We start from the raw sequence: 25,221 nt of genomic DNA on the forward strand, positions 1-25,221 counted from the left end.
GCCACGCTGTCCCGATCAAGACATTTGGGAGGCTACTCATGGCTATGAAGGCGGGCGGCTGGATCTGCCCTTTGTGGGGATTTCGACCTTTGGCAAACGGGTCTACCAGCCCGACTGGGACAAGCTGGAGGCAGACGTTGCCGTCATCGGCGCGCCTTTCGATGCGGGCACACAGTGGCGGTCCGGCGCACGCTTTGGCCCCCGCGCGGTGCGCGAGGCCTCAACCCTCTTCAGCTTTGGCCATGCCGGTGCCTACGACCACGAGGATGAAGCGACCTATCTGCCCGGTTCTGTGAACATCGTGGATATGGGGGATGCCGACATCGTGCACACCGACACGATGAAGAGCCACGCCAACATCGAAACCGCCGTGCGCACAGCCCTGCGGGCCGGTGCCCTGCCGGTGGTGATTGGCGGCGATCATTCGGTCAACATCCCCTGCATCAACGCCTTTGACGATCAGGGCGACCTTCATATCCTGCAGATCGACGCCCATCTGGATTTCGTCGATGAACGTCACGGGGTGCGCTATGGCCACGGCAACCCGATGCGCCGCGCTGCCGAGAAATCCTATGTGACCGGGTTGACGCAGGTCGGGATCCGTAACGTCTCCTCCACCGCGAAGGAAGGCTATGACGCGGCACGTGAGATGGGATCAGACATCCTCTCGGTGCGTCAGATGCGCAAACTGGGGCCCGAGGCAACCGCCGCCCGTATCCCCGAAGGCGCCAAGGTCTATGTCACCATCGACATTGACGGCTTTTGCCCCTCGATTGCCGCGGGCACCGGCACCCCCAGCCACGGCGGGTTCCTCTATTATGAGGTTCTGGAGCTTTTGCAGCAGGTTGCAGGCCGAAATGAGATCGTGGGCATCGATCTGGTTGAGGTGGCGCCGGATTACGATCCCTCAGGCGGCACCCAGATTCTGGCGGCGCAGGTGTTGCTGAATCTCTTGGGCTTTATCTTCCACGAAAAAGGGCACCGTTAAGAACGCGCACCCGACAAACTTGGGGAAAGTCCCGTGACATGACGCGGTTGAGGCGGCATATGCCGCCTTTCTCACTTTTCGCGCGTGGCTCTGCCGCTATGGTAGCCCCACGCGAACTAAGACCGGCACGCCATGACCACTGATCCCCTTGTGATTTTCACGCCTTCGGGCAAACGCGGACATTTTGCCAAGGGCACGCCCATCCTTGATGCTGCACGGCAATTGGGGGTGGATCTGGATTCCGTCTGCGGCGGGCGTGGCATCTGTTCCAAATGTCAGGTGACCCCCAGCTTTGGTGACTTCCCTAAACACGGCGTCACCGTGGCCGAAGACGCGCTGTCAGACTGGAACGCGGTTGAGCAACGCTACAAGGACAAACGCGGCCTGCTGGATGGTCGCCGCCTGGGCTGTCAGGCCAAGGTTGAGGGGGACGTTGTCATTGACGTGCCGCCCGAAAGTCAGGTTCACAAACAGGTGGTGCGCAAGGCAGCCGACACCCGGGTGATCGAAATGGCCCCGGCCACCCGGCTGGTCATGGTTGCGGTGGAAGAACCTGACATGCACGCCCCCACCGGCGATTTTGAACGGCTGAAGACCGCACTTGCAGATCAGTGGCAGATCGACCGTGTTGAGGCCGAACTGCCGATCCTGACCAAGCTGCAACCGGCCCTGCGCAAAGGCGGCTGGCAGGTCACCGTGGCGCTGCATCAGGACCACAGCGAGGGTCCGGCACGGATCCTTGATATCTGGCCTGGCCTGGCCGAGCGCGGGCTTTACGGTCTAGCGATTGACCTTGGATCGACCACCATCGCGGCGCATCTCTGTGATCTGAGCGATGGCGCGGTCTTGGCCTCCTCTGGCGTAATGAACCCGCAGATCCGCTTTGGTGAGGATCTGATGAGCCGCGTCAGCTACGCGATGATGAACCCCGGTGGCGATCAGGAAATGACCCGCGCCGTGCGCGAGGCGTTGAACGGTCTGATCAGCGATCTGCTGAAACAGGCTGAAGTGCCCGCCGAACGGTTGATGGAGGCGGTGATCGTCTGCAACCCGGTGATGCACCATCTGCTGATGGGGATCGATCCGGTGGAGCTGGGTCAGGCGCCCTTTGCGCTGGCCACCTCTGATGCGCTGTCCTTGCCTGCTACAGCGCTGGATCTGACCGCAATGGCGCCACAGGCGCGGATCTACGCCCTGCCCTGCATTGCCGGCCATGTTGGCGCGGATGCCGCTGCCGTGGCGCTGTCTGAGGCGCCGCAACGGTCCGAAGATCTGGCGCTGATGGTGGATGTGGGCACCAATGCCGAAATCCTGCTGGGTGACACACAGGGGGTTCTGGCCTGTTCCTCGCCCACCGGTCCGGCCTTTGAAGGGGCGCAGATCTCCTCAGGGCAGCGGGCGGCACCGGGGGCGATTGAACGCATTGAGATTGATCCGGTCAGTAAGGAGCCGCGGTTCCGCATCATCGGCCTTGATATGTGGTCGAATGAAGATGGGTTTGCAGCAGCGGCGGCAGCCACGGGCATCACCGGCATCTGCGGGTCTGGCATCATCGAGGCGGTGGCGGAAATGCGCATTGCCGGCCTGCTGGACCCCTCTGGCCTGATCGGATCGGCCGAGGCCACCGGCACCCCCCGCTGCATCCCCGACGGGCGCACCCATTCCTATCTGATCTGGGATGGCTCCGCCGATGGTGGCCCTGTCATCACCGTGACGCAGGGCGACATTCGCGCCATTCAGCTGGCGAAATCAGCGCTTTATGCAGGCGCAAGGCTGCTGATGGACCAGCGCGGCGTCGACAAGGTGGATCGCGTGGTGCTGGCGGGCGCCTTTGGGGCCCATATCAGCGCCAAACACGCCATGGTGCTGGGAATGATCCCAGATGTTCCGTTGGACAAGGTGCAATCGGCCGGCAATGCCGCAGGCACCGGCGCGCGGATTGCGCTGTGCAACGTGAACGCGCGGGCTGAAATCGAAAAACTGGTGCGCGACATCACCAAAATCGAAACCGCGGTGGAGCCCAAGTTTCAGGATCATTTCGTCGCCGCCAATGCGATCCCGCATGCCAGCGATCCCTTCCCGGAACTGTCACAGGTGGTCACCCTGCCCGATGTCAACTTCAACACCGGCGGTGGTGATGGCGCTGAGGGTGGTCGCCGCAGACGGCGGCGGCGCGGCTAGCCTACAATTGGAAATTGCAGCCTGATCCTGTATACTCCCCAGTATTTTCAACGAAGCCATTTTGAAAAACGGGGGGCGTCATGTCGCGCAAATTGGTTGTCTGCTTTGATGGCACCGGCAATGAAATTGAAAAGAACGAAAGCAATATTCTGAGGCTCTACAAGTGCCTCAAACATGATGAAAACCAGCTGGTCTATTATGAACCCGGGGTCGGCACACTCTCCACCCGGCCCTTTGCCCGCAACAGTTTTGGCAAGGTCAAGCTGGCGCTGGGGTTGGCGGCGGGGCTGGGGCTGCATGAAAACGTCATGCATGCCTATAGTTTCCTCTGTCAGAACTACCGCGATGGTGATCGGCTCTACTTCTTTGGCTATTCGCGCGGCGCTTACACGGCGCGTGTGCTGGCGGGGTTTATCAACGATTTCGGCCTTGTCGCCCCACATGAATTGCACCTGATCGGTCCGGTGTTCAAAGCCTGGCGCAAGCTGCGGCAGGGCGGGCCGAATGAGCAATATGCGCCTTTGCGGATCTCCCAGCAGTTTTTCCACATGCGCCACCCGTCGATCCGTTTCTTGGGCCTTTGGGATACGGTGTCCTCGATGATCCGGATCCGGCTGCGCTGGGGCACGTTTCTGGAGTTTGGCACCCATTCCAGCGTCGATGAAAACCCTTCGGTCAAGGCGGTACGCCACGCGCTGTCCATTGATGAGGCGCGCCGTTTCTTCCGCCATCAGTTCTGGACGGAAGATCAAACATACTATGGCAACCGGTTCAAAACAAAGAACGATCCGCCGCCACAGGATGTCAAACAGGTCTGGTTCCCCGGCACCCATACCGATGTTGCGGGCAGCGTGCCCGAGGTCGAGGCTGGCCTGGCAAAAGTAACCATGCAGTGGATGCGGCAGGAGTTGGACGCGCTGGAGGTGGATAAGCTGGAATTCCGCGAACGTTATTATCAGCGCTACGTGATGGGCAAAGAGGATGAGGTCACCCGCCGGATGAAGCTGCAGATCTCAGCCCCTTCGGCAACAGCCAAGCTGCACAGCCAGCTGACCTTCCCCAAGCCGTGGTTGCTGCTGGAAATACTGCCCCGCCTGACGCGGCGCAGCCGCTGGCCCAATCAGAAAGGTCTGTTTGGCTATTACTGGCCCCTATGCCAGCCGCGCTACATTCCACAGGGCGCTGACATCCATCCTTCGGCCTTCCAGCGACGGGAGGAATTGGCAGACTATGATCCCGTCAATCTGCAAGGGTTTCAGCAAAGGGAAGCGGAGTAAGAAAAGGCAACCGGAACGTATTGACCTTCCCGGCGGGCTTGGATACCTCAGGGGCAGAGCGCGGGTATGGTGAAATGGTATCATGCGAGCTTCCCAAGCTTAAGGTGCGGGTTCGATTCCCGCTACCCGCTCCAACTCCCCCAACAGTTTCAATTGGTTGCCGACTGGCCTGTTTGGCCGATCGGTTTAACGTGCCAAGCGCGGATCGGATCTGCCCACCTTGCCCTTAGCGTCAAGCTGTGAAATGGATGGGGCTCACATCCAGAGATCGCAAGACCATGACACCGCGCATGTTGGCCGCCACGCTGCTTTTGACCCTTCTGTCTGCCGGAGGGGGCTTTGTTGCATCGCTTACGCCGATGCCGCTGCCCTTTATGCTGGGCGCGCTTCTGACTTCAGGCGCAGTGGCGATGTTTCAAGCCCATCGCCTGCCGGACGGCTATGCCTACCCGATGCCGATCCGGATGTTTTTCATGGCCATCATCGGCGTCATGGTTGGCGCGCAGGTCACCAGTGAAATCCTGCAGCAGATCCCTGCCCTGGGCATTTCGATCATCGCGCTGACGCTGTTCACCGGGCTGGCCCATGCGACCAACTATCAGATTTTCCGCCGAATTGGCGGCTATGATCGCAGCACCGCGTTTTTCTCTGGCACCCCCGGGGGGTTGATGGAATCGCTGGCGATGGGTGAGGAGGCCGGTGCCAACCTGCAGGTTTTGACCATGCTGCAGTTCATGCGGATTATCTTGGTGATCTCACTGCTGCCGCTGGGGCTGTCGATCTGGTACGGCGTGCCGCTTGGCAGCGCCTCGGGCATTTCCACTGAGGTGGCACCAGTTGGACTGGACGCGGTGCCGCTGGCGCTGGCCGTTGGGGTTGCTGGCACCATTTTGGGCCGCTGGATCCGCCTGCCCGCCGGGCAGTTGACAGGCCCGCTGTTGGCGGCGGCAATTGTTTCCGGGACCGGACTGGCCCCGCTGCCGATCCCGCAGTGGCTGATCAATTCCGCGCAGGTGGTGATCGGTGCCTCACTGGGGCTGCGCTTTGCTGGCATGCGCGGCAAATCCATGCTGCGCGCGACCTGGCTGTCCTTCATGTCTGTGGCGGCGATGCTGAGCCTTGGCCTGGCCCTGGCCCTGCTGGTGGCGCATGTGACCGGCGTGAAGTTTGACATTCTGCTGATTTCCTACGCCCCCGGTGGTGTGACCGAAATGGCGCTGGTGGCGCTTAGCCTTAATGCAAACCCCGCTTTGGTTACCCTGCATCACATTTACCGGATCTTCCTGACGGTGATCGGCATGGGGGTGGTGGCGCGCTGGATGGGGCTGCGGGGCCGCGGCTGACGCTACGTCCTTTTCCTGCAATGACGCCGCCCGGCTTTGACAGGCTGTCAGCGAAGCGTTACCGAGTTACTGAACACTTGTTCAATTCAACGGATGGGAGGCACCACATGGACATGAACAAAACCTGCGCAGTCATCACTGGCGGCGCATCGGGTCTGGGCGAAGCCACCGCGCGCGTCTTTGCCGAAGCAGGCGCCAAGGTCACCCTGCTGGATCGCGACACCACCCGTGGGCCGCAGGTTGCAGCGGAACTGGGCGGCACCTTTGTGGAAACCGATGTGACCGATGAGGCCTCGGTTCAGGCAGCCTTGAGTGCAGCCAAAGAGGCCATGGGGGGCCTCAACGCCGCCGTGAACTGCGCCGGCATCGCAATTGCAGAGACCACGCTGAAGAAAGACGATGGCATTCACAGTCTGGAAAGCTATCGCAAGGTGATCGATGTGAACCTCACCGGCACCTTCAACATCGCCCGCCTTGCAGCGGACGCGATGAAGGACAACGCGCCTGAGCCGGACGGCAACCGCGGTGTCATCATCAACACCGCCTCCATCGCGGCCTTTGACGGACAGCGCGGTCAGGCGGCCTACGCCAGTTCCAAAGGCGGCGTTGTTGGTCTGACCCTGCCCCTGGCCCGTGATCTGGCCCGCAATGGCATCCGGGTGATGACCATCGCACCGGGCATCTTCATGACCCCGATGCTGGCCGGCCTGCCGCAAGAGGCACAGGACAGTCTGGCGGCTTCGGTCACCAACCCCAAACGTCTGGGCGATCCGCGTGAATACGGCCGTCTGGCCAAGTTCATCGTCGAATGCGGTTACCTGAACGGGGAAACCATCCGCATCGACGGCGCGCTGCGGATGATGTGATCCGATCCTGAGCGAACGACAAAGGCGGGCATCAGGCCCGCCTTTTTTGTTTGTAGAACAGCTAAGGTTCCACCGAAAGCCGTCGCCTTAACCGGCGGCCTTCTCTTCCAACTCCATCCATTCCTCCTCAGCCTTGCCAAGCGCCTCCTGGCGTTCGACCAAGGCATCGGTGGCCTTCTGGAATTTCACCGGCTCCTTGGTGAAAAGGTCCGGATCCATCAGGAACTCCTCCAGCTTGGCAATCTCCGCCTCCAGCCGTTCGATCACCGCTGGCAGTTCCTCCAACCGGTGCTTTTCGGTGAAGGACAACCCTTCAGGCTTTACCGCCTCTTTCGCAGCGGGCTTGCTGTCTTTCTTCGGCTTAGCGGCCGCCTTCTCTGCCTTCGGTGCAGCCTCGCCCTTTTGCGATTGGTAATCGCTCCAGCCGCCGGCATAGACCGTGGCCCGCCCGTTGCCCTCCATCGCGATGGTGGTGGTTGCCACCCGGTCCAGGAAGTCACGATCGTGGCTGACCAGCATCACCGTACCATCAAAGTCATCCAGCAACTCCTGCAGCAGATCCAGCGTCTCAATGTCCAGATCGTTGGTCGGTTCATCCAAAACCAGCAGGTTGCTTTCCCGCGCCATCAGCTTGGCCAAGAGCAGCCGCGCCTTTTCACCCCCCGAAAGCGAACGCACCGGCGCCCGCGCCTGACGCTCATCAAACAGGAACTCTTTCAGATAGCCGACCACATGTTTCGGCTGACCACGCACCATGACCTGATCGGCCTTGCCGGAAACCCGCATCTCAGGGTCGCCGGTCAGACTGTCCCAAAGGCTCATCTCCGGGTCCAGCTGGGCGCGGCTCTGATCAAAGATTGCGGGCACCAGATTGGTGCCATGCACCACCGTGCCCTCATCCGGGGTTTCCTGCCCCATCAACATTTTCAACAGTGTCGTCTTACCCACACCGTTGGGCCCCACAAAGGCCACCCGGTCACCGCGCTGGATCTTGATGTCAAAGTTCTTAAGGATCGATTTATCGCCATAGGTCTTGGCGATGCCCTTGGCCTCAATCACCTTGCGGCCGGATTTCGGACCCGCCGTCAGCTCCAACGCCGCCGCGCCCTGCCGTTTGATCTGGCTGGAGCGTTCGTCCTTAAGCGCATGCAGCGCCCGCAGACGGCCCTGATTGCGCTTGCGCCGGGCCGAGATACCTTCGACCGCCCAGCGTGCTTCGGCCTTGATTTTGCGGTCCATCTTGTGGCGCGCGATGTCCTCTTCTTCCCAGGTCTTGTCGCGCCAAGCCTCAAAGGCGTCAAAGCCCTTCTCCTGCCGCCGCACCTGGCCCCGATCAATCCACAGGGTCGCCCGCGTCAATGCCCGCAGAAAGGCCCGGTCGTGTGAAATCAACACATATCCGGCCCGTGTGGTGGCCAGTTCGTTTTCCAACCAGGCGATGGCTTCGATATCCAGGTGGTTGGTCGGCTCATCCAGCAACATCAGTTCCGGCGCTTCCGCCATCAGCTTCGCCAAAGCCGCACGCCGCCTCTCACCACCCGATGCAGTTTCAACCGGCCGTGCCGGGTCAAACTTCAGCCCCTCACCGGCCATTTCCACGCGGTACATCTCGGACGGTTCCAGTTCCGAAGCGGCAAAATCGCCCAGAGTGGCAAAGCCCTTCATCTCAGGCTCCTGCTCCATATAGCCGACGGACACACCCGGCGGCACCACGCGCAGGCCTTGGTCGGCCTCGACCAGACCGGCCATCACCTTCATCAGGGTCGATTTACCCGAGCCGTTGCGCCCCACAAGCGCCACCCGGTCACCGGGCTGCACCATCAGCGAGAGGTCGTGAAAAACAGGATCGCCGCCAAAAGTCAGCGAGATTTCGTTCAGTTGGAGCAAAGGAATACGTGCCATGCCCCGCTGCTACGTCAGCGACCCATTTAGGTCAAGCAAGCAGCGCGCCCGCGCCCTTTCATCGTTCCAAAAATACTCCGGGGGAATTGGCCGTCAGGCCAAGGGGGCAGCGCCCCAACCGCTCAACCTACCCCGCCACCGCCCGCAGCAATTTCTTGCGGGCTGGTGGGATCGCCGCAATCTCAAGCCCTGTAAACACATGCAGCGTGTTCATCTGCCGGTCCACCACCGCATGATCACTGACCCAGCCGCCCATCATCAGATAGGTGCGTAGCAAGGGCGGCATATGGCGCATCGCCAGTTTCGCGTCCGGTTTGCGGCGCAGCCTCTCGGCAAAGCGAAAGACCTGCGGCGCCTTCACCCGTGGCAGCCAGCGCTTTGGCGCCAGGTGGCGATCCCGCAGCATGGCAAAACTGTCCAGGTAGTTCTCTTCATCGGTGCCATGAAAGGAGGAGCAGCCAAACAGCATCTCAACCCCCATCTCATCCACAAAACTTGTCATCGCGCCCCAGGCCACCCGCAGGATATCGGGATCCTGCACCTCAGGGTGAATACAGAACCGGCCCATTTCCACCATCGGCCCTTCAAAATCGCGCAGGCCAGAAAGTTCGTAATACTGCGCCGAATAGCTCCGTTCGATTGCCGCACCGTTTTCAAACGGCAGCAGGCGGAAACAACAGACCAAACGGCCTGACCGCGCTTCTTCGACCAGAACATGCACACAGAGGTCATCGTAGCGGTCTTCGTCCAGACCCAGATGGCCATGAAACGAAAGATGTCTCAACGTCTGAGCCGCCCGGAGGTCGGCGTCGGTCTCAGCCAGGCGCGTCACATAGCGCCCTTTTTTCAGTGACAACATTGGCGGCTCCACCACTCTGCCCATTATAGCTAGTAGGCCCGGCCCTATCACGCAATAGATGTCACCCCGGTGACACTGGGCCCCGGGGTGCTGAGAATTCGAGCGCTGTGGCTGTTTGCAGCGCGTGTCAGAGCACGTCCGCGGCGCTGACCTGGCCGAGGTTGCCCAGAAGCTGACGGATGAAGCCCTTGTCGACGATGCCCGAGCTGGTCACGCGACGTGACAGCGGCACCACCTGGCCATCCTCCAGACCGAAGCGTTCCACGTTGGACACCACGCCCCGCGCGTCAAAGCTGATCGCTACCACTTCGCGGTTGATCACCTCAGGGGCGCGATAGGCAAAATGTTTCACCTGACTGCGGACGTAGAAATAGCTGCCATCTTTGATCACACCCGATGTGGTGGGCGGGCCAACGGTTTCTGACACGCTGTCGCGGGTATCGACGCCAACGATGATGCCGGCAAGTTCCTCTTCCGGCGGAACAAAACCGTGATTGCGATAGCTGGCCGAACATCCGGCCACGGCCAGAACGGCCACAACGGCAGCCACTTTGCCAACGGTTGTTACCCGAAGTGTTTCCCGACGTCTTCCCAGGGTCTTTACCTTGCCTGCCATCTCCGCCCTCTTGCCTTGGCTTCTTTCGCCTTTTATCTCGCTTACAGAAGGAATGACTTCGGTTCAAGCAAAGGAACCACCCCGAAATGAGCAATCTCCCCTCTCAGCCACTGCGTGTGGCCGATCTGTCGACCAATAAACCCACCCGGTTTGAGCTGATCCCGGATGAGGCCAGCCTGCGTGCCATTGCCGAAGAACTGGGCCTTTTGGGCCTGCGCAAGCTGCGCTTTAAGGGCGAAGTGGCCGCAAGCGGCAAACGCGATTGGGTGCTGAAGGCCCAGTTGGGTGCCACCGTGACCCAGCCCTGTGTGGTCACCCTGGCGCCGGTCACCACCAGATTGGAAGAGCCGACCGAACGGCGCTTTGTTGCCGATCTGCCCGAACAGGAGGGCGACGCTGGCAGCGAAGACGGCGTTGAAATGCACGAAGACGACAGCCTGGAACCGCTGGGCAGCCACATTGACCCGGCGGCTGTGATGATCGAGGCCCTGTCGCTGGCACTACCGCTCTACCCGCGGGCAGATGGCGCCGAAATGGCCGAGACCAACTTTACCGAGCCGGGCAAAGCCGCAATGACGGATGAGGATACCAAACCTTTCGCCGGACTTGCCGCACTGCGTGACCAGCTGGGACAAAAGGGCGAAGACTAAAGGTATTACCCCTGCGCGACCCTTGATTTGGGGCAGTTTTTGCCTGAGGATTGGCCGCGCGGAGTGCCCGTTGAAAAGAAAACTGCCGCACCCCAAAAAACCACTTGCGCTGGGGCAAATTCGCAGTATTTTCCGGCGCTCATTCGAATTTAGGGTTGGACATGTCGGAAACTTCCGACTATGTGCCACGAACCCACCTGTAACCGGGCCGTCGCGGCCCCTGAAATTGAGGTTGTGACATGGCTGTCCAACAGAACAAAGTATCCAAGTCGCGCCGCAACAACCGCCGCGCACACGACGCACTGGTCGCTGCAAACCCGAACGAGTGTTCGAACTGCGGTGAGCTGAAGCGCCCCCACCACGTATGCGCCTCCTGCGGCCACTACGCCGATCGTGAAGTTGTCGCTATGGCTGACGACGTCGATCTGGACGAAGACGCAGCATAAACACCTATCACGGGGACCAGCGTCCGCTATGACCGCTATGCAGGATACTTCCACAGCGGGTGCGGACCGCATCATCATCTCCGTTGACGCCATGGGTGGCGATCGAGGACCGGCGGCTGTTGTCGCCGGTATTTCGTTGTCAGCCAAGAAAAACCCCGACATCGGTTTCATCCTGCACGGCCCCAAGGCCGAGTTGGAGCGGCTTGTTGCCCGCAAGAAACCGCTGCTGGGTCGGGTGGAAATCCGCGATGCCGCAGATGTGGTCACCATGGAGGACAAACCCTCCCAGGTGATGCGCCACGGCAAGAACACCTCCATGTGGTCAGCGCTTGATTCGGTCCGCTCGAAAGAAGCGGATGTCTGTGTCTCCTGCGGCAACACCGGCGCGCTGATGGCGCTGTCAATGATCCGCCTGCGCAAACTGCCGGGTGTGAACCGCCCCGCCATTGCGATTCTCTGGCCCTCGTCGAACCCACAGGGGTTCAATGTGATGCTGGATGTGGGCGCTGATATTCGCGCCGACGAACGCGACCTGCTGCAATATGCAATGATGGGCGCCTCCTATGCCCGCAACGGTCTGGATCTGGAAACCCCCAGAATCGGTCTGTTGAACGTCGGCACCGAAGAACACAAAGGCCGCGCTGAGCTGAAACTGGCGCATGAGCTGATTGCCAAACAGGCCCCGCTGGCCGGATATGAGTTTGTCGGCTTTGTTGAAGGCGGCGATATTCCGGGCAACACCTGTGACGTGATCGTCACCGACGGCTTCACCGGCAACATCGCGCTAAAGACCGGCGAAGGCACCGCCAGCCTGATCGGCAGCCTGCTGCGCGAAGCCTTCAAATTCTCACCCTTGTCGCGTCTGGCATCGGTTTTGGCCTATACCTCGCTGCAGCGTCTGGCCAAACGGATTGACCCGCGCCGCGTCAATGGTGGCGTATTTCTGGGTCTTAACGGCACGGTGGTGAAATCGCACGGTTCAGCCGATGCGATGGGCGTCGCCGCGGCGGTTAAACTGGCCTTCCAACTGTCCCAATCTGGTTTCTCTCACAAACTTGCGGCTCGGGTTGCATCTGCCACCGAGCAGGTCCAAAATGCCGTAGAGGAAAGAAGCCAGAGCGGTGACAAAGAATGACAATACGGGCTGTTGTAAAAGGCGTTGGACATTATCTGCCAGAGCGGGTTGTCCCCAACAGCGAATTTGAAGCCACCCTGGATACGACGGACGAATGGATTCGCACCCGCTCAGGCATTGAGCGGCGCCATTTCGCGGCCGAGGGTGAAACAACTTCGGATCTGGCGGTCAAAGCGGCCAAAGCCGCGTTGAAAAATGCCGGCCTAGAAGCAGATGACATTGATGCCATCGTGCTGGCCACATCCACACCGGACCTGACCTTCCCGTCTGTTGCCACCATGGTGCAGGAGAAACTGGGCATGACGCGGGGCTTTGGCTTTGACGTTCAGGCAGTCTGCGCCGGGTTTGTTTACGCCCTGACCAACGCCAATGCGCTGATCGTATCCGGTCAGGCCAAGCGCGTGCTGGTCATTGGCGCAGAAACCTTCAGCCGGATCATGGACTGGACCGATCGCGCCACCTGCGTGCTGTTTGGCGACGGTGCTGGCGCACTGGTTTTGGAAGGTGCAGACGGCGCCGGTAACAACGCCGATCGTGGCATCCTGTCGGCCGATCTGAACTCGGACGGGCGCTACCGCGATATGCTGTATGTCGATGGCGGTGTGTCCACCACCGGCACGTCGGGCAAGCTGCGGATGCAGGGCAATGCGCTGTTCCGTCAGGCTGTTGAGAAACTGACTTCAACCGCACGCACCGCGCTGAAGAAGATCGATCTTGGCGACAGTGACGTAAACTGGATCGTGCCGCATCAGGCCAACATCCGCATCATCCAGGGCACGGCCAAGAAAATGGGCCTGTCGATGGACAATGTGATTGTCACCGTTCAGGACCACGGCAACACCTCTGCCGCCTCGATCCCGCTGGCCCTTTCGGTTGGCGCGGCTGAGGGTCGGATCAAAGAGGGTGATCTGGTTTTGACCGAAGCCATCGGTGGCGGCCTGGCCTGGGGCGCGGTTGTTCTGCGCTGGTAAGCTAAAATCAGCGGTTCAGCGCCGGTCAGAGTGGGTAAAGCAAGCCATTGATATTGACTCGGAAATTGCCTTCCCTCATTCTTGAGAAAATGAGGGAGACCCTGCATGAGTGACAAGACCCTGACCCGTATGGACCTGAGCGAAGCGATTTTCCGCGAAGTGGGCCTGTCCCGCAACGATTCCGCGCAGCTTGTGGAAAGTGTATTGAACCACATGTCGGACGCGCTGGTGGATGGCCAGCAGGTCAAGATCTCTTCTTTCGGCACCTTCTCGGTGCGCGATAAGGCGGCCCGTGTGGGTCGTAACCCCAAGACCGGGGAAGAGGTACCGATCAATCCCCGCCGCGTCCTGACCTTCCGTCCCTCGCACCTGATGAAGGAGCGTGTGGCCGCAGGGAACTCCAAGAAAGGATAAGCGGCAATGGCGAAGTCGCCAGACGCCTTCAGAACGATCAGCGAAGTGGCCGAGTGGCTGGACCGCCCGGCCCATGTTTTGCGTTTCTGGGAAAGCAAATTCACCCAAGTCAAACCGGTGAAACGCGCCGGTGGACGCCGGTATTACCGCCGTCAAGACATGCTGTTGCTGGGGGGCATCAAGACCCTGCTGCATGATGAAGGCATGACCATCAAAGGTGTGCAGAAGCTGCTGCGCGAAAATGGCGTGAAACATATCACCGCCATGTCGCAACCGCTGGATGGCGATGCTGAACCTACCCCCGTGGTGGAGGCTGCGGCCGTCGCGCCAGAACCCGCGGTTGATGAGGCGGGTGACAACCTTGTTGTCTTCCCCAGCCCGCCTGAGGATGGCGCCAAGAAACCCGCGAAGAAAAAGCCCCCCTTTGAGCGTGAGCCGGAACAGGCCATGCTGTTTGAGATGGCCGATTCCGTAGCGCCTGAACTGGATGACATCTATCGCGCCTCGTCTGAGGCCGCCGCCCCTGAGGTGGAAGAGCCCGAAGACGTCCCCCTGCCCTTTGGTGAGGCAGAAGCGCGTGATCTGCCGGCGGATACCGATACTGTTGCCACCCCGACCGCCTCGGCGGCTGAGGCCCCGACAGAACCGGTGGCAGAGCTGACAGCGCCAGCAGACCCCGCGCCGTTCCCCGGCCACCTGACCGCGCTGCTGGATCCAGCCGCACGGATCAAGGATGGCAAACACGACGATGCGTTGGTGGTGCGGAACCGGTTGCAGGATCATCTGACAGCGCTGAAAAAACGGCTCTGAGCTTTGACAGCTTCGTTGGCGTGGGCGACCATCCGACAGGCCGCCAAAGATCCGCTAAGGCGCGGCGAAAAAACTACAAAAGAATTTCGCAAATCCTCTTGCCCCCGGCGCAGAATCCAGTATGAAAGCCAAACCGTCGGGCTATAGCGCAGCCTGGTAGCGCGTCCGTCTGGGGGACGGAAGGTCGCAGGTTCGAGTCCTGCTAGCCCGACCATTTTCTCCCACACTGGTGATCTCACCCCGCTTGGGGCATGCGATCAATCACGTGATCTTCCGATGGAAAGAGTGAGAGAGAACAGGGGCTTATCCCCCTGCCCTCATCCTATTTATTTGGCGGCTTTTGCTGTGACGGCGGATCCCACAACGGGACGCACGGCAAAGGCAAAGCAGATAATCAGCAGCGCCAATGCCGCAAGGATCCCAAAGCCGAAGCGCAAAGAGCTGGCCTCGGCCACAAAACCGATCAGCGGCGGCCCCAGAAGGATACCGCCATAGCTGAGGGTTGAGACCGAGGAAATTGCCCGCCCCGGTGACATGTTTGGATCATTGGCCGCGCGGCTAAAGGCGATCGGGATCACCACCGCATAGCCCAGCCCCATCAGTGCAAACCCAAGGACGCTGATGCCCGGAGTGGCAAAGCCGACAACCAGCACAGCACCGGAAAAGGCCACCACGCCAGCGCCGCGCGCCGTGGCCACCGGCCCAAAGGCCCGGATCACCCGGTCTCCTGCCAGCCGCATCGCCACCATCGCGCCAGAGAAGACCGTGAAGCCAAGCGCCGCATCGGCCTCGCTGACGCCGGCCACATCAACCATATAGACCGCGCTCCAATCCGCCATGGCGCCCTCGCCCATGGCGGCGCCAAAGGCCATCAAACCGGCAAACAGCAAGATCCCCTTGGGCAGGGTAAAGATCGGCCCTTTCTGTGCGCCATGATGGGTGTCGGATTGCCAGTTGATCGACCCGAACCAGTAAAACAACGCCGACAGCATCAGCCCCGCCGCCGCAAAATGCGGCAGCAGTCCCAGCTGCGCCTTCAGCGCCAGATAGCCGCTGATCGCCCCCATCGCTGTGCCAACGCTCCACATCGCATGGAAGGAGGACATCACAGGCCGCGCCATCGTGCGTTCGACCTCAGTGGCCCAAGTGTTCATCGTAACATCCATTGCACCGTGGCTGGCCCCAAAGAGCAGCAGCGCCGGGGCCAACACCCAGAAACTGGGCGCGATCCCGATCAGCAGCAGCGTCACCAGATTGGCGAGCGCCAGCCACAGGGTCACCCGCGCCGCGCCCATCTGATCCGCCGCACGGCCCGCAAAAGGAAAGGCCAGGATCGCACCGCCTGCCAAGAGCAACAGCAGACCGCCCAGCACCGCATGGCTGAGGTCAAACTTCTCCGCCACCGCAGGCACCCGCGCCGCCCACATGCCATAGAGCGCCCCGTTCATCGCAAACATCGCTGCTACTGCCCGCCAAGGGGTTCTGATCCCGCTCATCATCGTCATCCTGTTCGAAATCGGGTGGTCGCTCCGCCCCCGTTCTTTGTGCGAATCTTTGGGCGCTAACATTTCCGGGCGCAAGGGGGCAGCCGCGAATAATGAGCCCCCTCCGGCAAAAAAACGACGCAGCGTAAAGGGGCGTATCCGACCCCGTGGTCGCTTTTTCGCCGGGGGCGCGCTTGACAGGCTGGACGCCACATTGGATGTGCGAAGAAAGACCCAAACCGCCGGAGGAGGCTGTGATGAAAAAGTCGATCGACGATTTCGTGCTGGAAAACATCACCGTGGCTATGGATGAGGCCGGGATCACCACCGTGACCCTCAACCGCCCGACCAAGCGCAACGCGCTGAACGCAGAAACCATTGAAGAGCTGATCGAAGTCTTCTCGCATCTGCCCCGCATGGGCGCACGCGCCATCGTGCTGCGCGCCGAAGGCGATCATTTCTGCGCCGGCCTTGATCTGGTGGAACACCACGTCGAAGATCGCCGCCCCGAGGATTTCATGCATGTCTGTCTGCGCTGGCATGAGGCGTTCAACAAGATGGAATATGGTGGTGTGCCGATCATCGCAGCACTGAAAGGCGCGGTTGTAGGCGGCGGTCTGGAACTGGCTTCCTCGGCGCATATCCGTGTTGCCGATCAATCAACCTATTTCGCCCTGCCCGAAGGCCAGCGTGGGTTGTTCACCGGTGGCGGCGCGACCATCCGCGTGGCTGATCTGGTCGGCAAATCCCGGATGATCGACATGATGCTGACCGGTCGGATCTACAAGGATGACGAAGCGATTTCCGTTGGTCTGGCCCAGTATCTGGTCGAAGATCCTGAGGCCAAAGCCTATGAAATCGCCCGCGCGGCTGCGGAAAACCCGCCGCTGTCAAACTTCGCCATCTGCTCGGCGATCAGCCATATGCAAAACATGTCAGCGCTGGATGCGGCCTATGCGGAATCCGTTGTGGCCGGCATCGTGAACACCCAGCCCGCATCGCGCGATCGTCTGGAAGCTTTCGCCAACAAAACTGCGGCCCGGGTGAAACCCAAAGATTAAGCAGCCCAGCTGATGATTTTGTGACGCGCGTCCTTAACGGGGCGCGCGTTTTTCATGCGTATGGTCCCAGTTTTCCCTGTTGTGGCAGATGTTCAGGCACAATGGGCGCACAAACATGGTTCCCCGGCCCCCGCCCCTTTGATAAGACGGAAAAAACCATTTGCGGAGGCGCGTTTATGACCGGAGTTCTACCCTCTCAGGCGTTGGAAACCATGATCACTGCCGGTGAGATCACCGCCAGCCCCGCAATCATTCCTGAACAGATCCAACCCGCCTCACTGGACCTGCGGCTGGGCACCCGTGCCTGGCGGGTGCGGGCCTCCTTTCTGGCGGGCAATGGCCGTTCGGTCATGGACCGGCTGGAAGAGTTTGAGATGCATCAGATCGACCTCACCGACGGGGCCGTTCTGGAAAAGGGCTGCGTTTATGTGGTGCCGCTGATGGAGGGGCTGAACCTGCCCGCCGGCGTGCAAGCCGTTGCAAACGCCAAAAGTTCCACCGGGCGGCTGGACCTGCTGACCCGCACCATCACCGATGGCGGGGAAGAGTTTGACCGCATTCAGCCGGGCTATCACGGGCCGCTTTACGCCGAGATTTGTCCGCGCAGCTTCTCGGTTCTGGTGCGTCCGGGCATGCGGCTCAATCAGATCCGTTTCCGCGCCGGTCAGGCGGTGCTGTCTGATGCGGCCCTGGCCGCGCTGCATGGCGAAACACCGCTGGTGGACGGCGATGCGGTGATTGATGAAGGCCTTGGCTTTTCGGTTGATCTGCGCCCCAGCGAAGGCACGCTGGTCGGCTACCGCGCCAAACCCCATACCGGTGTGATCGATCTGGACCGGATCGGCGAATACGACCCGGCCGAATACTGGGAAGAGGTACGCAGCGACAACGGGCAGATCATTCTGGACCCCGGTGCGTTTTACATTCTGGTCAGCCGGGAGGCGGTGCATATCCCGCCCGCCTATGCCGCTGAAATGGCCCCCTATCTGGCAATGGTAGGCGAATTTCGCGTGCACTATGCAGGCTTCTTTGACCCGGGCTTTGGCAACGCTGATGCAGGCGGCGCCGGATCGCGCGGCGTGCTTGAGGTGCGCTGCCACGAAGCGCCCTTTGTGCTGGAACACGGTCAGGTCGTTGGCCGGCTGGTCTATGAACAGATGGCTGAGGTGCCAGAGCAGCTTTATGGTGCGGGCATTGCCTCAAACTATCAGGGTCAGGGCCTGAAACTTTCCAAACATTTCCGCGCCGGGTGACCTGCCGGTGCTGACCCGCCCTGTTCCCCTGCTGACGCTGGCAATTGGCATCATCGGTGCCAATTCGCTGGTGCTGCCGCCGATCGCCTCGGCCGTTGGCGCGGATCTGGGGGCCCCCGCCACGCGGATCATCACCGCGATGAGCGCCTATGGCGCGGGGACGGCCCTGTCAGCACTGTTTCTGGCCCCACGATCTGATGTGATCGGGGCTGACCGAAGCCTGCGGCATGCCGCGGCGCTGGTCTGTCTGGCACTACTCGTCATCACATTTGCCCCCTCCGCCCCCTTGCTGATTGCCGCCCATGGTCTGGCGGGGATCGGCGCTGGCATGGCGCTGCCCGCGATCTACGGTCTGGCCGCACAGGTCGCCCCGAAAGGGCAGGAAAAACAAGTGATCGGCACCGTGCTGACCGGTTGGACGCTTTCGCTTGTGGGCGGCGTGCTACTGGCGGCGGTGGTTACTGACCTTCTGGGATGGCGCAGCCTCTATGCCATCCTGTCCGCGCTGACGGCGCTGGTCTGGATCCTGTTGGGCCGGTGCGACATGGGGATCGCCCGGGTGGCGGATCGCCCCACATCGCCGCTGACAGCATTGCAAGTGCCGGGCGTCAGCCGTGCCCTGTTTGCCAATATCATGCTGATGTTTTCCTTTTTTGGGGCCTATGGCTTCCTTGGCACCCATGTGGTGGAGCAGCTTGGGCAAAGCACCAGCGCGGCTGGCTTGCTGACCATGTCTTACGGCAGCGGCTACGGCGTTGCTGCACTGTTCAACCGCTTTATCGACAGGCTGCCCCGGCACAAGGCGATGGCGGTGGCGTTCTTCGGGCTAGCGCTGGCGCATTTCACCACGATGGGTGTCACCGGCAGCTACAATGCCCTGCTGGTTACTGTGTTTATCTGGGGGATTTTTCAGGCCTTCGCCCTCAACGCGGTGCTGGACCGGCTCAATGCGTTGGAGCCTTCGCAGCGCGGTGCGATCATGGGGCTCAACTCTGCCAGCACCTACCTTTGTGTGACTCTCGGCGCAGTGATCTACGCCCTGCCCTATGATGCACATGGGCTGAGCGCGTGTGTATTTGTTTCAGCGATCTGCTGTCTGCTGGCCAGCGGCGAGGCCCTGTTGCCCCGCGCCAAAGCGGCAAATATCAGCGATTGAGGCGCTGTACGGTGCGCGCAGCCTTGCGGGCACGACGACCGTTTTTGGCCGACCCGGTCATTTTTTCAAAACCGGCATCAACACCTTTGTTCACCAGACGGCGCATGACCTGACGGATCACCATATTGATAATCTGATTGGCGTTCATTGCTCTTCTCCTGCTCAGTTCCGGCACGGTTTTTTCCGCACCTTTTGCGGCTTGCCCCAAACATAGGGATGAATGTGGCAGTTTCAGGGCCTTACCCCTGAAAAACGCGTGATCAGACGTGGTTTTTAGCGGATTGGTGGCGCATCCCGCCTATTCTTCGAACATATCGCCCTGATCTTCGTCCTCGATGACCTCTTCTTCGTCTTCATTGGTCACCCCCGGCATGTTGCCAGGACGCGGACGGTTGTCCAGCAAACCCGCTGCGCGCAGCTCCTTCAGGCCGGGCAGATCGCGGGCATTTTCCAACCCGAAGTGATCGAGGAATTCCTGCGTCACCACAAAGGTCACCGGACGCCCCGGTGTCATCCGGCGGCGGCCAAAGCGGATCCATTCCAACTCCAACAACTGATCCACCGTTCCGCGGCTGACGGAAACACCGCGGATCTCTTCGATCTCAGCGCGAGTGACAGGCTGGTGATAGGCAACGATTGCCAATGTCTCGATCGCGGCACGGCTGAGTTTGCGGGTCTCAACCGTTTCTTTCTGCATCAGAAATCCAAGATCCGGTGCCGTTCGGATCGCCCATGCTTCCCCCACGCGGGTCACCTGAACCCCGCGCCCTTCATAGCGGCGCTGCAGGTTCACAAGCGCCTGGCTGACGACAGATCCATGCGGCAGGCGGGCCTCCAGCTCTTTGACCGAAACCGGTTCAGCCGAGGCAAAAAGGATCGCCTCGACCATACGTTCCTGTTCGGCCATTGGGGGGGCTTCAAACAGGCTTTCCTCCTGCGGGGGCAGGCCCAGGGCTTCCTGCATCTGCTCGTCACTCATCCTGCACCTCCTGCGGTCCGATGTTTTCCACGGGCTTGATCTTGTCCTGAGCCGCCTCCCTGCGGCGCAGCTGGATCGGCTCAAAGGTCCCGCCCTGACGCAGTTCAACCTTGCCCTCTTTGGCAAGTTGCAGCGTCGCGGCAAAGGTTGCGGCGGTGGCCGAGCGTTTGCGCATCGCATCGCCGTCCCAGCCGATGGGGAAGTAACTGCTCAATTCCGTCCAGGTGCCGCTAAAGCCTATCATGCTGCGCATTCGTTCCAGCGCCTGCTCCATCGTAAAGACCGAGTCGCGATCCATCACAAAGGGACGGAACTCATCCTTTGTGCGGATCCGGGCATAGGCCTGCATCAAATCCATCAGGGTGGCGGTGTAGGTCACCCGCCGCACCCGGGTCATGTTTTCGGGCACGCCCCGCACAAAGAAATCGCGCCCTTTCTGATCGCGCGCCATCAATTTGGCCGCGCTGTCCCGCATCGCCGCCAGACGTTCCAGCTGAAAGGCCAGATGCGCCGCAAGTTCTTCGCCCGAGGGCCCCTCTTCGGTCGGATCCGGCGGCAGCAGCAACCGGGATTTCAGGAAGGCGAGCCAGGCCGCCATCACCAGATAGTCCGCTGCCAACTCGATGCGCAGTTCCTTGGCTTTCTCAACAAACTCAAGGTATTGCTCAGCCAAATGCAGGATTGAGATCTTGCGCAGATCCACCTTCTGGGTGCGCCCAAGCGTCAGCAACAGATCCAGCGGCCCCTCAAACCCATCCACATCCACAATCAAAGCTTCTGCGGCCAATCTCTCGGCCACACTCTGGGTGCGGGTGGGTTCTAGATCAAATTCCTGATCGGCCATGACTACGCTCTGTTCAACAGCGCGTCATGTTTGGCCTTGAGGGCTTCAATGTCAATTGTTTCAGGTGTTTCGCGCGCGGCAATGGCCCGGTCTGCCCGGTGCTTTGCCTCAGCCGTCATCTGGCCCGAGGCCTCTGCCACCCGGATTTTATCCGCCAATGGCGCATTGCAATACAGCACCGCATCACAGCCCGCCGCAATCGCCTGCCGCGCAATCGCCCCCCGATCACCTGACAATGCCTGCATTGAGATATCATCGGTCATGATCAGCCCGTCAAAGCCGATCTCCTGCCGGATCTGCTGCATGACCACTGGTGAGAGCGTCGCCGGGCGATCATCAAGCGCATCATAAAGCAGATGCGCCGTCATCCCCATCGGCAGGTCGTTCAACGCTTTGAAAGGAGCGAAATCCTGATCCAGCGCGGCCCGTGGCACGCTGACCCGTGGCAATTCCTTATGGCTGTCACTCACCGCGCGGCCGTGACCGGGCAGATGCTTCACAACAGGCACCACGCCACCCGCCAGCAACCCATCAGCCACCGCGCGGCCAATCGCGGCCACCTGATCGGGCTGCATGCCATAACAGCGGTTTTGCAGGAAAGGATGGGTTTCAGGTGCGGCCACATCGACCAGCGGCGCGCAGTTGCTGTCAATGCCGTAGCTGCGCAGCTCATGCGCAATGATCTGATAGCGTAGCTTCATCGCCTCGGCGGCACGGCCGCCCGCCGAGGCCACTTCCTCCAGCGGCGGCAGGAACTGGGTGGCCATCGGCGGCACCAACCGCTGCACACGTCCGCCTTCCTGATCGATGGTGATCAGCGCGTCACGCCCGACGGCCTCACGCAGGTCGCCGCACAGACGGCGCAGTTGATCGCCGTCCACAACGTGGCGCGCAAACAGGATAAAGGCAAAAGGATCGGCATCACGGAAAAATGCCTTTTCTTCAGCACTCAGAACCGGGCCAACCGGATCCAGGACCGTTGCACCGAAGCGGCTCACTTGTGGGTCACCGGAATGCAATCGGTGCCTTCTGCGTCCAAGGCGTTACAGAAGCGGCGGGCATCATCAAGGCTGGCAAACCCATGCACACGCAGGCGGTAGAAGGTGCTGCCAGCGCTTTTGGCTTTCTGCACAACCCGCTGTTTATCCAGCATGAAATCACCAAAACGCGCGGCGATCTTATCCCATTCCTTACGCGCCACCTCAGGGCTGTCATAGGCGCCCAGCTGCGCCAGACGGGTGCCCGCTGTCAGGGTATCCGGGCTAACCTCCACTGTGCCAGTGCTGACCGCATCGGGCCTCAGCGAAGCACTGCGCTGCAGGTTGGCAGGCCGCGCCTTGGGCCGCAGCGAACGCCCCATGCCCCCTTCAATCGGTTTAATCACCTGCGCCACCTCGGCCTCAACCGGTGCTGTGGCGGGCTCTGCCTCAACCTCCTGAGTGAGCGATGCCTGCTGGATCAGGGCCGTCTGATCGGCCTCCGCAATTTCCTGGGCCTCACGCATCACCTGCCCGACCAGGGCTTCGATCCGGGCGCTCTGCCCGTCCGCCTCACTGGTGGCCGCGGGCGTGACAGCGCGGTCCACCGCCAGCAGTGGATCTGATTTGTCCAGGTCCAGCGGCGGTGGCGCCAAAATCACGCGATCAGCCGCACGCTGTGCGCCGCCATCCGCTGCAACCTCATTCACGGCGAGGCCTTGATTCTCGGCCCGGGATCCACCGGGGTCCACAGGCGCGATCCGCATCGGGCCTTCGGCCGCCTGCACCACAGGCACGCCGCTGACATCCCGCACCACCAGCTGATAGCCCCAGACACCAACACCGATTAGCAAACCAAGCGACACAGCCGCGCCGGTGAAATGCAGCGCGGTGGCCACGCCAGCCTTCAGCGACGCAGGCGTTTCCTCATAGCCAGCTTCAGCCTCATAACCTGCCGGATCGTCATATCCGACGTCGTGCCCCTGTGCCTGAGCATCATAAGCGGTTGTGTTATATGCCTGCTGCGCGGGCGCAGCCATGCGCCCGGTGTCCTGCATCTCTGCCATCTTCGCCTCTTTCCGCGCCGACGGGTGGATCCCGTCGGAAAACTGCTTCACGGACCGGCGCGGGATGGATGCTTTAGCGCATCTCTTCGGCCGGTTTCACACCTAGAATACCAAGACCGGCGGAAATAACAACGGCCACGGCACGGGCAAGAGCGATTTTCGCCTGCGACGTCGCCGCATCCCCGTCCTGCAGGAAGCGCAGCGACATGTCATCGTTGCCACGGTTCCACAGAGAGTGGAATTCGCTTGCCAGTTCATAGAGATAGAAGGCCACGCGGTGCGGTTCATTGTTGCGGCCAGCAATCTCAACCAGACGCGGCCACTCAGCCAGTTTCTTGGCCACCGCCATCTCCGCATCATGGCTCAGTGCGTTCAGATCCGCAGCCGCCAGCGTGGCATCATCATGCGCGATACCGGCCTCGGTTGCTTTGCGCAGAACCGAGCAGACACGGGCATGGGCGTATTGCACATAGAACACCGGGTTGTCCTTGGACTGTTCCAGCACCTTGTCAAAGTCAAAGTCCAGCGGTGCATCGTTTTTGCGGGTCAGCATGTGGAAACGGGTCACATCCGCGCCCACCTGTTCCACCACGTCGCGCAAGGTCACAAATGTGCCGGCGCGCTTGGACATTTTGAACGGCTCACCGTTTTTATAAAGCTTCACCAGCTGGATCAGTTTGATGTCCAGCGGCACCTTGTTTTCGCTCAGCGCGGCCACCGCGGCCTTCATCCGTTTGACATAGCCACCGTGATCGGCGCCGAAGACGTCAATCAACATGTCAAAGCCACGCTCCACCTTGGTGAAGTGATAAGCAATGTCTGGCGCAAAATAGGTCCAGGCGCCATCAGATTTCTTCACCGGGCGATCCACGTCATCACCGTATTCAGTCGATTTGAACAGGGTCTGCTCACGCTCTTCCCAATCCTCAGGCAGCTTGCCCTTCGGCGGCTCCAGCACGCCTTCGTAGATCAGGCCCAGGTTTTCCAGACGCTCCAGCGCGGCCTCAATCTGACCGGTACCGTAGAGGGACTTTTCTGAGTAGAACTCATCCATCACCACGCCCAGCGCCGCCAGGTCGCCGCGGATCATCTCCATCATCGCATCGGTCGAGAAGCTGCGCAGATCCGCTAGCCATTCGGCCTCAGGCTTGTCCAGCAGGCTATCGCCGTATTTCTCTTTCAGCGCTTCGCCGACCGGGATCAGGTAATCACCGGGATACAGACCTTCGGCGATCTCCGGCTCCAGCCCATTGGCTTCGCGGTAGCGCTCATAGGCCGAACGCGCCAGCACATCGACCTGCGCACCGCCATCGTTGATGTAATATTCGCGGGTCACGTCATAGCCGACGTAATCCAGGAGCGAGGCCAGCGCATCGCCAAAGACCGCGCCACGGGTATGGCCCACATGCATCGGACCGGTCGGGTTGGCCGAGACATATTCCACGTTGACCTTCTTACCCTGCCCCATGGAGGAGCGACCATAGGCGGTGCCATCACTCAGCGCGGTTTTCACAATCCCCTGCCACAGGCTGGCATCAAGGCGCATGTTGAGGAAACCGGGGCCAGCCACTTCGGCGGTGGTGATGCGGGCGTCTTCGGCCAGTTTTGCCGCCAGTTTGTCGGCGATATCGCGCGGCTTCATCTTGGCGGGTTTGGCCAACACCATCGCAGCATTGGTTGCCATGTCGCCATGTAGCGGATCGCGCGGCGGCTCAACCGCCACGTTGGCAAAGTTCAGCCCTTCGGGCAGATCACCGGCAGCAGCCATTTGCTCCAGCAGTTCCAGTACCAGCGCACGCAGCTCGGCAAAAAGGTTCATCGCACCAAATCCTCTATCTCTTGACGCGGGTTTACCACGCAAACCTCAAAGGTCAACGCATAGCCGGGCTGCACAGGCAGATTGAGTATTTACGGATCATTGAAAGGCGCTTTCATCGTTTCC

The 25,221-nt window shown here is 60.8% G+C and carries 24 protein-coding genes and 2 tRNA genes; 16 read left to right on the plus strand and 10 right to left on the minus strand.

The window, feature by feature from the left end; all coding sequences use genetic code 11:
* Positions 1-73: 73 nt before the first annotated feature.
* The 6 genes from speB (at position 74) to TL5118_RS17215 (ending at position 6,655) form a co-directional block, all read left to right on the plus strand.
* Positions 74-988, plus strand: a complete 915-nt coding sequence (gene speB, locus TL5118_RS17190) for an agmatinase (protein WP_242601807.1) — start codon at positions 74-76, stop codon at positions 986-988.
* A gap of 132 nt (positions 989-1,120) precedes the next feature.
* Complete coding sequence (locus tag TL5118_RS17195; protein ID WP_058244087.1) at positions 1,121-3,169, plus strand: ASKHA domain-containing protein; 2,049 nt, start codon at positions 1,121-1,123, stop codon at positions 3,167-3,169.
* An 80-nt stretch (positions 3,170-3,249) separates the two neighbouring features.
* Complete coding sequence (locus TL5118_RS17200) at positions 3,250-4,446, plus strand: T6SS phospholipase effector Tle1-like catalytic domain-containing protein (RefSeq protein WP_058244088.1); 1,197 nt, start codon at positions 3,250-3,252, stop codon at positions 4,444-4,446.
* A gap of 60 nt (positions 4,447-4,506) precedes the next feature.
* A tRNA-Gly gene (locus TL5118_RS17205) sits at positions 4,507-4,580 on the plus strand.
* A gap of 144 nt (positions 4,581-4,724) precedes the next feature.
* Positions 4,725-5,789, plus strand: coding sequence for an AbrB family transcriptional regulator (locus tag TL5118_RS17210; RefSeq protein ID WP_242601808.1), 1,065 nt, complete (start codon positions 4,725-4,727; stop codon positions 5,787-5,789).
* 107 nt (positions 5,790-5,896) lie between these two features.
* Positions 5,897-6,655: an SDR family NAD(P)-dependent oxidoreductase gene (locus TL5118_RS17215; RefSeq protein WP_058244090.1), complete on the plus strand. Its 759-nt coding sequence runs from the start codon at positions 5,897-5,899 to the stop codon at positions 6,653-6,655.
* An 87-nt stretch (positions 6,656-6,742) separates the two neighbouring features.
* Here TL5118_RS17215 and TL5118_RS17220 read toward each other — a convergent pair whose 3' ends face one another.
* The 3 genes from TL5118_RS17220 to TL5118_RS17230 all read right to left on the minus strand — a co-directional run bounded on the left by TL5118_RS17220 (position 6,743) and on the right by TL5118_RS17230 (position 10,032).
* Entirely contained in the window at positions 6,743-8,557 is a 1,815-nt protein-coding gene (locus TL5118_RS17220; protein WP_058244091.1) for an ABC-F family ATP-binding cassette domain-containing protein, read from the minus strand.
* A gap of 127 nt (positions 8,558-8,684) precedes the next feature.
* Positions 8,685-9,416, minus strand: coding sequence for a GNAT family N-acetyltransferase (locus TL5118_RS17225; RefSeq protein WP_058244092.1), 732 nt, complete (start codon positions 9,414-9,416; stop codon positions 8,685-8,687).
* Positions 9,417-9,543: 127 nt separating this feature from the next.
* Entirely contained in the window at positions 9,544-10,032 is a 489-nt protein-coding gene (locus tag TL5118_RS17230; RefSeq protein ID WP_082626326.1) for an outer membrane protein assembly factor BamE, read from the minus strand.
* Positions 10,033-10,118: 86 nt separating this feature from the next.
* Here TL5118_RS17230 and TL5118_RS17235 point away from each other — a divergent pair, with 86 nt between their 5' ends.
* From TL5118_RS17235 to TL5118_RS17260, 7 genes are all read left to right on the plus strand, one after another.
* On the plus strand, positions 10,119-10,682 hold the full coding sequence (locus TL5118_RS17235) for a YceD family protein (RefSeq protein ID WP_058244093.1): 564 nt from the start codon (positions 10,119-10,121) through the stop codon (positions 10,680-10,682).
* 239 nt (positions 10,683-10,921) lie between these two features.
* Entirely contained in the window at positions 10,922-11,128 is a 207-nt protein-coding gene (gene rpmF, locus TL5118_RS20960; RefSeq protein WP_058244094.1) for a 50S ribosomal protein L32, read from the plus strand.
* Between the two features lie 28 nt (positions 11,129-11,156).
* A complete protein-coding gene (gene plsX, locus TL5118_RS17240) occupies positions 11,157-12,263 on the plus strand; it encodes a phosphate acyltransferase PlsX (RefSeq protein WP_058244095.1) in 1,107 nt (368 codons plus the stop codon).
* Positions 12,260-13,234 carry a beta-ketoacyl-ACP synthase III gene (locus tag TL5118_RS17245; RefSeq protein ID WP_058244096.1) on the plus strand — a complete coding sequence of 325 codons (975 nt, stop codon included), beginning with the start codon at positions 12,260-12,262 and terminating at the stop codon, positions 13,232-13,234. Before plsX ends, TL5118_RS17245 begins: the two co-directional genes overlap by 4 nt.
* Positions 13,235-13,339: 105 nt before the next feature.
* The gene (gene ihfA / locus TL5118_RS17250; RefSeq protein ID WP_058244097.1) at positions 13,340-13,648 is read left to right on the plus strand and encodes an integration host factor subunit alpha; all 309 of its coding nucleotides are present in this window, start codon (positions 13,340-13,342) and stop codon (positions 13,646-13,648) included.
* 6 nt (positions 13,649-13,654) lie between these two features.
* Positions 13,655-14,458, plus strand: coding sequence for a MerR family transcriptional regulator (locus TL5118_RS21645; protein ID WP_082626327.1), 804 nt, complete (start codon positions 13,655-13,657; stop codon positions 14,456-14,458).
* Positions 14,459-14,595: 137 nt separating this feature from the next.
* Positions 14,596-14,672, plus strand: a tRNA-Pro gene (locus tag TL5118_RS17260).
* Positions 14,673-14,784: 112 nt separating this feature from the next.
* Here the strand turns inward: TL5118_RS17260 and TL5118_RS17265 are convergent.
* Complete coding sequence (locus TL5118_RS17265; protein WP_058244098.1) at positions 14,785-15,954, minus strand: MFS transporter; 1,170 nt, start codon at positions 15,952-15,954, stop codon at positions 14,785-14,787.
* Between the two features lie 245 nt (positions 15,955-16,199).
* Here TL5118_RS17265 and TL5118_RS17270 point away from each other — a divergent pair, with 245 nt between their 5' ends.
* The 3 genes from TL5118_RS17270 to TL5118_RS17280 all read left to right on the plus strand — a co-directional run bounded on the left by TL5118_RS17270 (position 16,200) and on the right by TL5118_RS17280 (position 19,412).
* The gene (locus TL5118_RS17270) at positions 16,200-17,003 is read left to right on the plus strand and encodes a crotonase/enoyl-CoA hydratase family protein (protein WP_058244099.1); all 804 of its coding nucleotides are present in this window, start codon (positions 16,200-16,202) and stop codon (positions 17,001-17,003) included.
* 176 nt (positions 17,004-17,179) lie between these two features.
* The gene (locus TL5118_RS17275) at positions 17,180-18,256 is read left to right on the plus strand and encodes a 2'-deoxycytidine 5'-triphosphate deaminase (protein WP_058244100.1); all 1,077 of its coding nucleotides are present in this window, start codon (positions 17,180-17,182) and stop codon (positions 18,254-18,256) included.
* 7 nt (positions 18,257-18,263) lie between these two features.
* Entirely contained in the window at positions 18,264-19,412 is a 1,149-nt protein-coding gene (locus TL5118_RS17280) for an MFS transporter (RefSeq protein WP_058244101.1), read from the plus strand.
* On the opposite strand, the gene TL5118_RS21420 is transcribed toward TL5118_RS17280, so the two are convergent.
* The 6 genes from TL5118_RS21420 to argS all read right to left on the minus strand — a co-directional run bounded on the left by TL5118_RS21420 (position 19,402) and on the right by argS (position 25,098).
* Positions 19,402-19,560 (minus strand): hypothetical protein, encoded by a 159-nt coding sequence (locus TL5118_RS21420; protein WP_165590061.1) that lies wholly within the window; start codon positions 19,558-19,560, stop codon positions 19,402-19,404. The two genes, TL5118_RS17280 and TL5118_RS21420, sit on opposite strands and share 11 nt — an antisense overlap.
* 150 nt (positions 19,561-19,710) lie before the next feature.
* Positions 19,711-20,391: an SMC-Scp complex subunit ScpB gene (gene scpB, locus TL5118_RS17285; protein ID WP_058244102.1), complete on the minus strand. Its 681-nt coding sequence runs from the start codon at positions 20,389-20,391 to the stop codon at positions 19,711-19,713.
* Positions 20,384-21,235, minus strand: coding sequence for a segregation and condensation protein A (locus TL5118_RS17290; protein WP_058244103.1), 852 nt, complete (start codon positions 21,233-21,235; stop codon positions 20,384-20,386). The genes scpB and TL5118_RS17290 overlap by 8 nt, the downstream gene beginning before the upstream one ends.
* 2 nt (positions 21,236-21,237) lie before the next feature.
* A complete protein-coding gene (locus TL5118_RS17295) occupies positions 21,238-22,233 on the minus strand; it encodes a glycoside hydrolase family 3 N-terminal domain-containing protein (RefSeq protein ID WP_058244104.1) in 996 nt (331 codons plus the stop codon).
* Positions 22,230-23,279 carry an SPOR domain-containing protein gene (locus tag TL5118_RS17300; protein WP_058244105.1) on the minus strand — a complete coding sequence of 350 codons (1,050 nt, stop codon included), beginning with the start codon at positions 23,277-23,279 and terminating at the stop codon, positions 22,230-22,232. The genes TL5118_RS17295 and TL5118_RS17300 overlap by 4 nt, the downstream gene beginning before the upstream one ends.
* A gap of 73 nt (positions 23,280-23,352) precedes the next feature.
* A complete protein-coding gene (gene argS, locus TL5118_RS17305; RefSeq protein ID WP_058244106.1) occupies positions 23,353-25,098 on the minus strand; it encodes an arginine--tRNA ligase in 1,746 nt (581 codons plus the stop codon).
* Positions 25,099-25,221: the final 123 nt, after the last annotated feature.

The organism is Thalassovita autumnalis (genome assembly GCF_001458255.1).
In the GTDB taxonomy this organism is placed as follows: domain Bacteria; phylum Pseudomonadota; class Alphaproteobacteria; order Rhodobacterales; family Rhodobacteraceae; genus Thalassobius; species Thalassobius autumnalis.

Coding starts and splice junctions, on each gene's coding strand:
- TL5118_RS17195 (WP_058244087.1), top strand. CDS start 1,121: ATGACCACTGATCCCCTTGTGATTTTCACGCCTTCGGGCAAACGCGGA.
- TL5118_RS17200 (WP_058244088.1), top strand. CDS start 3,250: ATGTCGCGCAAATTGGTTGTCTGCTTTGATGGCACCGGCAATGAAATT.
- TL5118_RS17210 (WP_242601808.1), top strand. CDS start 4,725: ATGACACCGCGCATGTTGGCCGCCACGCTGCTTTTGACCCTTCTGTCT.
- TL5118_RS17215 (WP_058244090.1), top strand. CDS start 5,897: ATGGACATGAACAAAACCTGCGCAGTCATCACTGGCGGCGCATCGGGT.
- TL5118_RS17220 (WP_058244091.1), bottom strand. CDS start 8,557: ATGGCACGTATTCCTTTGCTCCAACTGAACGAAATCTCGCTGACTTTT.
- TL5118_RS17225 (WP_058244092.1), bottom strand. CDS start 9,416: ATGTTGTCACTGAAAAAAGGGCGCTATGTGACGCGCCTGGCTGAGACC.
- TL5118_RS17230 (WP_082626326.1), bottom strand. CDS start 10,032: ATGGCAGGCAAGGTAAAGACCCTGGGAAGACGTCGGGAAACACTTCGG.
- TL5118_RS17235 (WP_058244093.1), top strand. CDS start 10,119: ATGAGCAATCTCCCCTCTCAGCCACTGCGTGTGGCCGATCTGTCGACC.
- rpmF (WP_058244094.1), top strand. CDS start 10,922: ATGGCTGTCCAACAGAACAAAGTATCCAAGTCGCGCCGCAACAACCGC.
- plsX (WP_058244095.1), top strand. CDS start 11,157: ATGACCGCTATGCAGGATACTTCCACAGCGGGTGCGGACCGCATCATC.
- TL5118_RS17245 (WP_058244096.1), top strand. CDS start 12,260: ATGACAATACGGGCTGTTGTAAAAGGCGTTGGACATTATCTGCCAGAG.
- ihfA (WP_058244097.1), top strand. CDS start 13,340: ATGAGTGACAAGACCCTGACCCGTATGGACCTGAGCGAAGCGATTTTC.
- TL5118_RS21645 (WP_082626327.1), top strand. CDS start 13,655: ATGGCGAAGTCGCCAGACGCCTTCAGAACGATCAGCGAAGTGGCCGAG.
- TL5118_RS17265 (WP_058244098.1), bottom strand. CDS start 15,954: ATGAGCGGGATCAGAACCCCTTGGCGGGCAGTAGCAGCGATGTTTGCG.
- TL5118_RS17270 (WP_058244099.1), top strand. CDS start 16,200: ATGAAAAAGTCGATCGACGATTTCGTGCTGGAAAACATCACCGTGGCT.
- TL5118_RS17275 (WP_058244100.1), top strand. CDS start 17,180: ATGACCGGAGTTCTACCCTCTCAGGCGTTGGAAACCATGATCACTGCC.
- TL5118_RS21420 (WP_165590061.1), bottom strand. CDS start 19,560: ATGAACGCCAATCAGATTATCAATATGGTGATCCGTCAGGTCATGCGC.
- scpB (WP_058244102.1), bottom strand. CDS start 20,391: ATGAGTGACGAGCAGATGCAGGAAGCCCTGGGCCTGCCCCCGCAGGAG.
- TL5118_RS17290 (WP_058244103.1), bottom strand. CDS start 21,235: ATGGCCGATCAGGAATTTGATCTAGAACCCACCCGCACCCAGAGTGTG.
- TL5118_RS17300 (WP_058244105.1), bottom strand. CDS start 23,279: ATGGCAGAGATGCAGGACACCGGGCGCATGGCTGCGCCCGCGCAGCAG.
- argS (WP_058244106.1), bottom strand. CDS start 25,098: ATGAACCTTTTTGCCGAGCTGCGTGCGCTGGTACTGGAACTGCTGGAG.